This window comes from Vreelandella sp. 2A-K22 (assembly GCF_054065485.1).
In genome coordinates, this window is the sequence record NZ_JBSUGC010000030.1 from 1 (window position 1) to 10882 (window position 10882).

Sequence of the window (10882 nt, forward strand, 5' to 3'; positions counted from 1 at the left end):
CGATCTGGTAATACTAAGATTTCAGCTTGTTAGATCCCAATTTTTTGTTTAAGAAATGCACAATGTGAGGACTGAATGCCAATAATAACCGCAAAAGTATCAGATGAACTTTTGGCCTATATAGACCTGGTTTCAGGAGGTAATCGGTCAGATTATCTGCGGCGCTGCATTGAAGCTGGCCCAGGTGATCGGGAGTCCGGGTTGAAAATAGTTGCCGACCGGCTGAGCGACGTAAATCGCAAACTGGATTATCTTTTTGACCGTGCTTCAGATGCGGATTTTGGCCCACTGCGCGATGAGCTGAAGGCAATAACCGAAACGCTATCTGGCGTAAAATTCCCACCGGCAGGACAGATGATGTTGCATGAATCACTCGCTATTGAAACGCTAATCCTCCTGCGCTCGATAGCAGAACCGGGCAAAACCAAAGCGGCAAAAGCAGAGGTTGAACGTAACGGCTACAAAGTCTGGGAACCAAAAAAGGAGCGCTGAAATGGACGATAGAGAAAGAGGCTTAGCATTTTTATTTGCAATTACTTTGCCTCCAGTGATGGTATGGTTTCTAGTTGCAAAATTTACCTACGGTATTGATCCATCCACGGCTAAATACCTGATTCCGTATCTGGTTAAGAATACTTTTTCGCTATGGCCTTTATGGTCAGCTTTAATTGCTGGCTGGTTTATTGGTGTTGGCGGTCTGATCGCTTTTATCATTTATGATAAATCACGCGTGTTTAAAGGCGAAAGATTCAAAAAGATTTATCGTGGTACAGAGCTTGTTCGCGCCAGAACACTCGCTGATAAAACACGCGAAAGAGGTGTCAACCAGTTAACCGTGGCTAATATCCCCATACCTACATACGCTGAGAACTTGCATTTTTCGATTGCCGGTACAACCGGTACTGGTAAAACCACAATTTTCAATGAACTGTTATTTAAGAGCATCATTAGAGGCGGCAAAAATATTGCTTTAGATCCAAATGGGGGGTTCTTAAAGAATTTCTATCGTCCCGGCGATGTTATTTTAAACGCCTATGATAAACGCACTGAAGGCTGGGTGTTTTTCAATGAAATTCGCCGTTCATATGATTACGAGCGTTTAGTGAACTCTATTGTTCAGGAAAGCCCTGATATGGCTACTGAAGAATGGTTCGGCTATGGCCGTCTTATTTTTAGTGAAGTTTCGAAAAAACTTCACAGCCTATACAGCACAGTAACTATGGAAGAAGTTATTCACTGGGCCTGTAACGTTGACCAGAAAAAATTAAAAGAATTTTTAATGGGGACGCCTGCCGAAGCTATTTTTTCCGGGTCTGAAAAAGCAGTTGGAAGCGCGCGATTTGTTCTCAGTAAGAATCTTGCCCCACATTTGAAAATGCCGGAAGGTAATTTTTCCCTGCGTGACTGGCTTGATGATGGAAAGCCGGGAACCCTGTTTATCACCTGGCAGGAAGAAATGAAAAGGTCACTTAATCCGCTAATTTCCTGCTGGCTGGATTCGATTTTTTCTATCGTGCTGGGTATGGGTGAAAAAGAAAGCCGCATTAATGTATTTATTGACGAGCTGGAATCACTCCAGTTTCTGCCAAACCTCAACGATGCACTGACCAAAGGGCGTAAAAGCGGTCTGTGTGTTTATGCTGGCTATCAAACCTATTCTCAGCTGGTTAAGGTTTATGGTCGGGATATGGCTCAGACAATTCTGGCTAACATGCGTTCTAACATCGTGCTGGGCGGCAGCCGTCTCGGTGATGAAACGTTGGATCAAATGTCGCGCTCACTCGGTGAGATAGAAGGCGAAGTTGAGCGTAAAGAATCCGATCCTCAGAAGCCCTGGATTGTCCGTAAACGCCGCGACGTTAAAGTTGTTCGTGCCGTAACGCCTACCGAAATATCAATGTTGCCAAACCTCACCGGCTATCTGGCGTTGCCTGGTGATATGCCCGTCGCTAAGTTCAAGGCTAAACACGTTAAATACCATCGCAAAAACCCTGTTCCTGGCATTGAACTGAGGGAGATCTGATGCTTGATATAACCACGATTACCCGCCAGAACGTCACTAGCGTTGTGGGCTACTACTCTGATGCAAAGGATGATTACTACAGTAAGGATTCATCATTCACGTCCTGGCAGGGAACCGGAGCTGAAGCCCTCGGCTTATCCGGGGACGTTGAATCAGCCCGGTTTAAAGAGCTGCTTGTCGGAGAGATAGATACCTTCACGCATATGCAGCGACACGTGGGTGATGCCAAAAAAGAGCGTCTGGGCTACGACCTGACGTTTTCAGCGCCTAAAGGGGTATCCATGCAGGCGCTGATACACGGCGATAAAACCATTATCGAGGCTCATGAAAAAGCTGTTGCCGCTGCTGTGCGTGAAGCTGAAAAACTCGCGCAGGCCCGGACGACTCGCCAGGGGAAATCAGTAACCCAGAATACCAATAACCTTGTCGTCGCTACTTTCCGCCACGAAACTTCCAGGGCGCTAGATCCTGATTTGCACACACACGCTTTTGTCATGAACATGACCCAGCGCGAGGACGGCCAGTGGCGCGCGCTCAAAAATGATGAGCTGATGCGTAACAAAATGCACCTGGGCGATGTTTACAAACAGGAGCTGGCGTTGGAGTTGACCAAAGCCGGTTATGAGCTGCGTTACAACAGCAAAAATAACACGTTCGATATGGCCCATTTTTCAGATGAACAGATTCGCGCTTTTTCCCGCCGGTCGGAGCAAATTGAAAAGGGACTCGCTGCAATGGGTCTGACGCGGGAAACCGCCGATGCTCAGACGAAAAGCCGCGTCTCGATGGCTACGCGTGAAAAGAAAACAGAGCATTCCCGTGAAGAAATTCACCAGGAATGGGCCAGCCGCGCCAAAACGCTCGGCATTGATTTTGATAACCGTGAATGGCAGGGACACGGTAAACCTCTGGAGGCTGATATAGCGCGCAACATGGCCCCGGATTTTACCAGCCCGGAGGTTAAAGCTGACCGGGCTATCCAGTTTGCAGTTAAGTCGCTGTCAGAGCGCGATGCCAGCTTTGAACGCCAGAAGCTGATTCAAATCGCTAATAAGCAGGTGCTGGGCCATGCCACAATAGCCGATGTTGAAAAAGCGTACCTGAAGGCGGTACAGAAGGGCGCCATCATCGAGGGCGAAGCCCGGTATCAATCAACTCTGAAGGTCGGTGCTTCAGTTATGGCCGAAACTCTGACGCGCAAAGAGTGGATCGACTCGCTGACGAATAGCGGGATGCGTGCGGATAAAGCCCGTTTTGCGGTAGATGATGGTATTAAAAACGGCAGGCTTAAAAAGACCAGCCACCGCGTCACTACCGTGGAGGGTATTCGCCTTGAGCGTTCCATTCTGACTATCGAATCACGCGGCCGGGGGCAGATGCCGCGACAGCTGACCGCAGAGATTGCAGGCCAGCTGCTTGCCGGGAAAACCCTCAAGAAGGAGCAGATGCGCGCGGTTACAGAAATTGTGACGAGCAAAGATCGGTTTGTGGCCGCACATGGTTACGCCGGTACCGGTAAAAGCTATATGACGATGGCCGCTAAAGAGCTGCTGGAGTCACAAGGGCTGAAGGTCACGGCGCTGGCCCCCTATGGGACACAGAAAAAAGCGCTTGAAGATGATGGATTACCGGCCCGCACCGTTGCCGCTTTCCTCAAAGCGAAGGATAAAAAGCTGGATGAAAAATCAGTCGTATTCATTGATGAAGCCGGGGTTATACCCGCCCGACAGATGAAACAGCTGATGGAGGTGATCGAGAAGCATAACGCTCGCGCGGTATTCCTGGGGGATACGTCACAGACGAAAGCGGTAGAAGCCGGTAAGCCTTTTGAGCAGCTGATTAAAGCAGATATGCAGACCAGCTACATGAAAGACATTCAGCGACAGAAGAATGAAGTTTTGCTTGAGGCGGTTAAGTATGCCGCTGAAGGTAATGCCGCGCGCGCCCTGAAAAATATCACCGGCGTGAACGAACTGAAGGAAGAAGCGCCCCGACTCGCTCAACTTGCCGATCGCTACCTGTCTCTGTCCTCAGAACAACAGGATGCCACCCTGATAATCTCTGGTACGAACGCCTCACGCAAAACCCTCAATGACTACATCCGGGGCAATCTGGGGCTTGCCGGAACCGGCGAAACGTTCACGCTACTTGACCGCGTGGATTCGACACAGGCGGAACGCCGCGACAGCCGTTATTTCAGTAAAGGGCAAATCATTATCCCCGAACAGGATTACAAAAATGGTATGAAGCGGGGCGAGTCTTACCAGGTTCTTGATACCGGGCCGGGCAACAAATTGACGGTTGAAAGCAGCAGCGGTGAGCAGATCGCTTTCAGCCCGCGTACACACACCAAGCTGTCTGTATACCAGGCAGTCAGCGCCGAACTGGCGCCGGGCGATAAGGTTATGGTAACGCGTAACGATAAAACGCTGGACGTTGCCAACGGCGACCGCTTCACGGTGAAAACCGTGGAGGGTGAAAAACTGACGCTTGAGGACAAAAAAGGGCGCACGGTTGAGCTGGACAAAAAACAGGCTTCTTATCTTTCCTATGCTTATGCAACCACCGTCCACAAATCCCAAGGGCTTACCTGTGATCGCGTGTTGTTCAACATAGATACCAAATCGCTTACCACTTCTAAGGACGTTTTTTATGTTGGTATTTCGCGTGCGCGTCATGAGGTGGAAATTTTTACCGACGATAAAAAATCTTTGGCATCGAGCGTGAGCCGCGACAGCCCGAAAACCACGGCCGCAGAAATTGACCGTTTCTTTGGGCTTGAGGCCAGGTTTAAGGATATTGGCCGCGATACCAGTTTAGAAACCCGATCAGCTGAAAAAGGTCTGCCAGAAGCCACGGGGGAAAGCATGGCGTTTAACCAGAAACCCGATGAACATAACATGACAACCGGCACTGATTATCAGCCGGTGAGCAACGCAGAGGACGCCTTTCATCTTAAGCAGAACCCTATGGATGATTCCGTTGGCCTGCGGCGTCATGAAGCACAGCAAAATGATGCAGAGCTGGCCCATGATTATGCTGCTGCCGACGATCAGCAGTGGAGCGCGCAGGAGTATGCCGATTACGAGCATTATGCCGAAGCATCAGACTACGACTTTGACAGCAGCATTTACGACGATTACGCCATGCCGCAGACGTCTCAGGCGGAACAGAGCCATACCGGAAAAGAACACACCCATGAGCATGAGCATGAAGAAGGGGGCCATGAAATCTGATGGAGCAGACCGACAAGCGCAAGCAGGATAAACTGAAGTTCGACCGGGTAATTAATCTGGCGCGCAGACTGCCGCAACCGGCGATCCATGACTTACTACGCGCGCTGATACTGCCAATTCAGGCCGATTACTTGCTGGCCGTTGGCACGGAGGGCCAGGACGCGCGCCCGGACATGAACGAGCGCGAGTTCTTCTTCACAAAAATCATCTGGGCGATGGATTACACGCACATGAAATCACTCAGGCTTGCAGCTGAAGATTTTCCCCTGGCGCTTGCGACGGCCAAGATCCTGCCGTGGCCGTGGGGTGAATCAAGCTACCGGAGTGCTTTAGCCGATATAGGCAGCGCTAAGGGCAATCCGTGGGTACAGGATATTAACCACCGCGTTACTTTGTGAGTTCTTGAAATTCTATTCTTGATTGCATATCATCTCAACGAGTTTCGATAAGAAAGGATGCGCATGCGACCGTCTGTTGTGCTTGACATGAAGCGAAGCGCAGTGCGTGAAGCGGTAGGCCGCTTTCGCGCCGCGAACCCGCGCGTCTTCGGCTCGGTGCTGCATGGCACCGACCGGGATGGCAGCGACCTCGACCTGTTGGTCGATGCGCTGCCCGGTGCCACGTTGTTGGACTTGGGCGATTTGGAAGAAGAACTGAAATCGCTGCTCGGCGTTGACGTCGATCTGCTGACTCCCGGCGACCTGCCGCCGAAGTTCCGGGCCAAGGTGCTCGCGGAGGCGCAACCGATATGAGCGAGAACCGCCTGCCCGATTACCTCGACCACATTCAGCAGGCCGCAACCGATGCGCGCAGCTTCGTGGAAGGGATGGCCAAGGACGACTTCTTGGCCGACAAGCGCACCCAGCAGGCCGTCATCATGAGCCTGATCGTCATCGGCGAGGCGGCCACAAAGGTGATGGATGGCTACGTCGAGTTCACCCAGGCGCATGCCGACGTGCCGTGGCGCAGCATGCGCAATATGCGTAATCGCATGGCTCACGGCTATTTCGACATCAACCTCGATGTGGTGTGGGAGACGGTACAGGAATGGCTGCCGGCGTTGCTCCAGCAATTGCCCGCCGTGCGTCAGGATGCCGACGATGAAGACCGTAACGACAACTGTGAAAGAGGGATCTCCGATGACTGTTGAATCGAGAATATTTTCTGTAGCCGAGTATGTTCAGCCGTCCGAAGGCGAGCCTATTCGTTCCGTTGTGCTTGAAACCCGAGACTCAATTATCGTGGTTTGGCATGTCCATCCCGGGCAGGAAATTGCGGCTCACATTCATCCTCACGGCCAAGACACGTGGACTGTTTTGTCGGGAATGGCTGATTACTTTCAGGGCAATGGGATTGTTCGTGCCCTCAGGGAAGGTGAGATAGCCGTGGCAAGACCGGGCCAAGTGCACGGGGCGCGAAATACAGGTACCGAGCCATTTGTGTTAGTCTCGGTTGTGGCATCAGCCAATGCCGGTTTCGTATTGGCTGAGCGATAGAGCCCAATCTCTGGAGTTGGTCCAATGAGCGGTCGGGGAGATAGGTAACAGACATGCAGCGGACACGGCTGCTAAACCAGGTCGCAAACCTCCTTGCGTCGCAGCGTGCCGCAAGCGACGCGATCAATCGAATGGGGTCGGCATGAGACTGAACACCATCCAGTTCCCGACCGCGTAGCCGCCTGTCCTGCCGATCAGGTCTTGACCATCGACGCCTGGGATCAGTCCTGAATGTTCTTGGAGACCACTACGTTATGAGCCGCAGCCGCCGCAAAACACCCATCGTCGGGCACACGACCTGCGGCAGCGAGCGCGAGGACAAGAAGCTCTGGCATCAGCGCTGGCGCACCCGTGAGCGCACGGCGCTGACCAGCGCGTCGCCCGAAGCCCTGAGCGCCCATCTGCCCCTGCTGGAAAACCAGGCCAGCAGCGTCTGGTCGATGGGCAAGGATGGCCGCTCCTACTGGCCCGTCAAGCGCCAGGCCGCCACGGCGGATCGCATCGCCAATCACAAGGGACGCAACCCGCAAGAACGCGCCTCCCTGAAAAAGCGCCTGCTTACACTGTGATTCCTTCAAAATATCTCAACGAAATTTCCCGACACCTGTTTAAGCTATCTTGCTGATATTTCTGTTTTTCGATTTTTGCCGGCGCGATGCCGGCGACGTTGGCCAGCTGCCCCGGGCGCGATACTGAGATCAGTTTCTTTGAACAAAAAAACCGCCTTTTGGCGGTCAGTATTCAGTAGCTGGAACGGTAGTCTCTCCCCCGATTCCAGCGGTCTTGCCAGTGTTCGAGGAATGATTCAGCGAGCTTAGGCATGTTCCAGATCACCACCGCATTCTCCGAGTTTTTCGTTTCGGCCGCTTTGGTGAAATTAAAGCTGCCAGTTTCAACGGTCACATTATCCACGATGATCACCTTGTCATGCTGGATAGGGAAATCACTGTCAGTACGCAAAGGGATGCCGCTGTTCGCTATGTAGTTCATGGCCGCAATGCTGGCGCGCCCCGTATTGCCCCTTTCATCAATTACGATTTTCACATCAACTCCCCGTTTTTTGGCTGCTACCAGTGCTTTCATAATATCCGGGGCGGTAAAAGAATAAGCCATCATCCGTATCGAGGTTTTTGCGGAGTCAATGGCGCTCAGGACGAGAACGCGGGCGCTTCCTTCAGGCGAGTAGCCAACCTGAACGGATGGTTCCACCGCAAAGGCGGGCAGGGCGGCTGTCGTAAATGCTGCGGCCAGAAGCCAGGTTGCTAAGTTTTTCATTACAGGCTCCCGTTCACACACTGCATTTTATATTCAGGGTCAAAATAAATTTCTTTGATTTTCCGCTTTTCCATATGCACCACAACGTCAATGGTGGAGTAGAGCATTCGCATAATATCGCTCATATCGAGCATACGGCCGATAGGGGTCGCCTTGATAAGCAGCCCAATACGGTTAAAGGCATCGCGCGCAGAGTTAGCGTGCGTTGACATAACACCGCCTGGATGGCCGGTATTAAGTGCTTTAAGATAATCCCACGCAGCATCATCCCTAAGCTCAGTCATGATGATACGGCCCGGTGTCAGACGCATACAGGCTCGCAGGGCATCAGTGGCGCTGACGCGGCCGATCTTTCCTGCATCGCCGTACATCATATAAACGGCTTCTACAACGTGATCGACCGTGACTTCGTGAACGTCCTCTAAAATAATTACACGCTCGTCTTTATGTAGCGATTTTAACAGCGCGCGCGTGAGTACCGTTTTCCCCGACCCGGTTTCACCGCAGATCACGATAGTGCGTTTCTTCTCAACGGCGGTTTGCAGGAATGCGGGCCATTTTTCGCTGCTGTGCAGCTCTTTAAGGAAAAAATCATCATCCGTTAGGCTTTGCTTGCTGCCGGTAATCTTCCGGCAGTCACTGAAAATCCCCTCGCGGGTCAGCTGCTCCAGATTTTTATCGGCCGCCAAATCCTTACGAAACGCTACGGCCGTTGTACCGTCAATCACCGCAGGGGGCAGACAGATAACGCCCCTGATCCCGCCAGGCAGGATCACGTCATTAATGGCCTGCATGGTCAGCTTGTTGCTGCTCACCAACGATTTAGCAAGGTTCCTAATAAAATCTGCCGTAATTGCCGCGTTCTGCACAACCCTGCGGCCGCTGAACGTATCACAGATAACTTCCTGAAAGCAGTTAATGCGAATTTCAAAAACAGTAGGATCTTCTAAATACTCGCGCAGTGGGCCAAGTTGATAGAAAGCTGCATCAGTCATGATTACTCCTGAAGAAAAGCGGGCGCTAAGCGCCCACTTTTTTAGTTGTCTGCGAGCGTATAAACGCCGCTGAAATCGAGGTCGCGGGCAACAAAAATGCTCACCGCATCACCCTGCTGATCGTAGAGGGTAGGGGGGATAGACATGTAAGAGCGGAGTGCTTCAGACGCCAGCTGCTCACCGCTGTTTTCTGTACTGTTGTACTGAATGTTATTACTCTGCGTCTGGTTAACCAGCGCCGTTAAGGTGTCAGAGAACAACGAAATCATGATCGCACCACGCAGACGCTCCCACATATGGGTATCCACCTGGCCCGGAATCCCCGCGCTGCCGAGTGAGTTCGTTCCGGCACTGTCAATATTAACGATTGTTCCGTCCTGGTCATTGCGGATACGCTCCCAGAGAACAAACACGCGCGCCTGGCCGTCTTTGATACCACCGGTAATCTGCCCGTCAACCCATGAGCCTTTATCAATCAGCCTAACGAGTCCATCAGCTGAGTAAACGTCCTGTGAAACCCGGCAGGAAACCTGACCCGGAACAGTGGTATCCAGCTCGGTGCCGGTACCACAGGGGATCATTTTGCCTTTCGGAACAGTCAGGCTGGGATTAGCCATGACTCCAGCGCGGCTAGCCTTCAGCCTTGCAGGAGTCAGGTTTTTAGCGAGTGCTGAACTACCTTCGCTTGTTTCGTTGTCCTGGGGCTGCACTCCGGGACTATTGCTTGTAGCCGCCTGATTAGTCTGGGCCAGCTCGCCGCCCAGACGACGCTGCATAGCCAGTTCTTCAGGCGAAGGTTCTTTACGCTTATTAGAGGTACGCGCGCCGGTATTGCTGCTGCCCGCATCTGCATCTGCCTGTGCGGCAGCCTGCACAGCACGGGCATCAGTGGCGCTATTCTGCGCAGTTGCAGGTTTATTAACATCAGGATCGCTGTTAAAGCTGTAGTTTGGCAGTGTATTGGCCTGTTGCGCTTTACCACCGTCTTTATCAGCTTCAGCTTTAGCCGGGGCGCGAATTTTACCCATGACCGTAATCCCGATGAATACCAAAGCAAGCAGCGCCATCAGTATGACAAAGGCTTTCATACCAGGAGCCGAACGGCGGTTACTGCCATTAAATCCGCCACGCTCGCTTTCAAATTCACCGTCTCCGGTGTTTTCATCGAGTTCCTGATCTACATCGACACTTTTACGGGCCATCAGTTATCCTCCCCAATTTGAACCCTGCGCACATCCGGGGAAGCCGTACCGGTTGCTACCGCACCGGCGCCCGGCGCGAAATTATTATTACGAACGCCAACGACTTTATCGCCCAGACGAATACGCCACTCTTTAGCGACGGTTTCCACCTCGATGATGTTGCGGTTCTCACCCACAACATGAGAGTTAGGCAGCGTTTCTTTGCCACTGGCCGAGATCATGTAGACCTGCGGTAACTCCGCATTGGCCGGAAACTCAAACCGGGTAAAGCGGTAGTTATCCCAGACGTGAACCGGCTGGATGCTGCGCATTTCAGGCTGTTCGCTCATTACGTACTGATAGTTCTTCGCCCCCGCAAAAGCCGTCTGCTTCAGCTTCTGCGTAATGCGTTTTTTATCAGCCGCGCTTTTGGCTTTTTCCTGCTGCTCAAACGGATATTCATAGGTCAGCTGAAGAACGGCCTGGCGCACAGCCCACGGCGTTTCAATAAAGGATTTTGATACCGTACCGTCTGCATTTTTCTTCGTTTCTTCACCGATGAAATGGAGGACGATGTTATAGGTGCGCTTATCGGTGACGATCACCAGGTTGGTATCACTCATGGCCTGTTTCGGCTTCACAAAAAAATGGTTCATTTTGTGCGCAAACGTCCAGC

General features: G+C 52.0%; 12 protein-coding genes. 8 read left to right on the forward strand and 4 right to left on the reverse strand.

What is annotated here, in order from left to right; translation table 11 throughout:
- Positions 1-75 precede the first annotated feature (75 nt).
- From ACW17M_RS23780 to ACW17M_RS23815, 8 genes are all read left to right on the forward strand, one after another.
- A complete protein-coding gene (locus ACW17M_RS23780; protein ID WP_001749975.1) occupies positions 76-492 on the forward strand; it encodes a hypothetical protein in 417 nt (138 codons plus the stop codon).
- A 1-nt stretch (position 493) separates the two neighbouring features.
- Positions 494-2023, forward strand: coding sequence for a type IV secretion system DNA-binding domain-containing protein (locus ACW17M_RS23785; RefSeq protein ID WP_000342688.1), 1530 nt, complete (start codon positions 494-496; stop codon positions 2021-2023).
- Positions 2023-5259, forward strand: coding sequence for a MobF family relaxase (gene mobF / locus ACW17M_RS23790; protein ID WP_012561142.1), 3237 nt, complete (start codon positions 2023-2025; stop codon positions 5257-5259). The genes ACW17M_RS23785 and mobF overlap by 1 nt, the downstream gene beginning before the upstream one ends.
- The gene (locus tag ACW17M_RS23795; RefSeq protein ID WP_012561143.1) at positions 5259-5657 is read left to right on the forward strand and encodes a DUF6710 family protein; all 399 of its coding nucleotides are present in this window, start codon (positions 5259-5261) and stop codon (positions 5655-5657) included. The genes mobF and ACW17M_RS23795 overlap by 1 nt, the downstream gene beginning before the upstream one ends.
- A 63-nt stretch (positions 5658-5720) precedes the next feature.
- Positions 5721-6011 carry a nucleotidyltransferase family protein gene (locus tag ACW17M_RS23800; protein ID WP_001247892.1) on the forward strand — a complete coding sequence of 97 codons (291 nt, stop codon included), beginning with the start codon at positions 5721-5723 and terminating at the stop codon, positions 6009-6011.
- A complete protein-coding gene (locus ACW17M_RS23805) occupies positions 6008-6409 on the forward strand; it encodes a HepT-like ribonuclease domain-containing protein (protein ID WP_001293886.1) in 402 nt (133 codons plus the stop codon). The genes ACW17M_RS23800 and ACW17M_RS23805 overlap by 4 nt, the downstream gene beginning before the upstream one ends.
- Positions 6399-6755: a cupin domain-containing protein gene (locus ACW17M_RS23810; RefSeq protein ID WP_000215515.1), complete on the forward strand. Its 357-nt coding sequence runs from the start codon at positions 6399-6401 to the stop codon at positions 6753-6755. The genes ACW17M_RS23805 and ACW17M_RS23810 overlap by 11 nt, the downstream gene beginning before the upstream one ends.
- Before the next feature lie 254 nt (positions 6756-7009).
- On the forward strand, positions 7010-7324 hold the full coding sequence (locus ACW17M_RS23815; protein WP_000091613.1) for a hypothetical protein: 315 nt from the start codon (positions 7010-7012) through the stop codon (positions 7322-7324).
- A 172-nt stretch (positions 7325-7496) separates the two neighbouring features.
- On the opposite strand, the gene ACW17M_RS23820 is transcribed toward ACW17M_RS23815, so the two are convergent.
- From ACW17M_RS23820 to ACW17M_RS23835, 4 genes are all read right to left on the reverse strand, one after another.
- A complete protein-coding gene (locus ACW17M_RS23820; RefSeq protein ID WP_000792636.1) occupies positions 7497-8030 on the reverse strand; it encodes a phospholipase D family nuclease in 534 nt (177 codons plus the stop codon).
- Positions 8030-9025, reverse strand: a complete 996-nt coding sequence (locus ACW17M_RS23825) for an ATPase, T2SS/T4P/T4SS family (protein ID WP_012561144.1) — start codon at positions 9023-9025, stop codon at positions 8030-8032. The genes ACW17M_RS23820 and ACW17M_RS23825 overlap by 1 nt, the downstream gene beginning before the upstream one ends.
- 41 nt (positions 9026-9066) lie before the next feature.
- Positions 9067-10227, reverse strand: coding sequence for a type IV secretion system protein VirB10 (gene virB10, locus ACW17M_RS23830; RefSeq protein WP_012561145.1), 1161 nt, complete (start codon positions 10225-10227; stop codon positions 9067-9069).
- A partial coding sequence (locus ACW17M_RS23835) for a TrbG/VirB9 family P-type conjugative transfer protein (protein ID WP_457548192.1) occupies positions 10227-10882 on the reverse strand: 656 nt, incomplete at its 5' end. The genes virB10 and ACW17M_RS23835, both read right to left, overlap by 1 nt.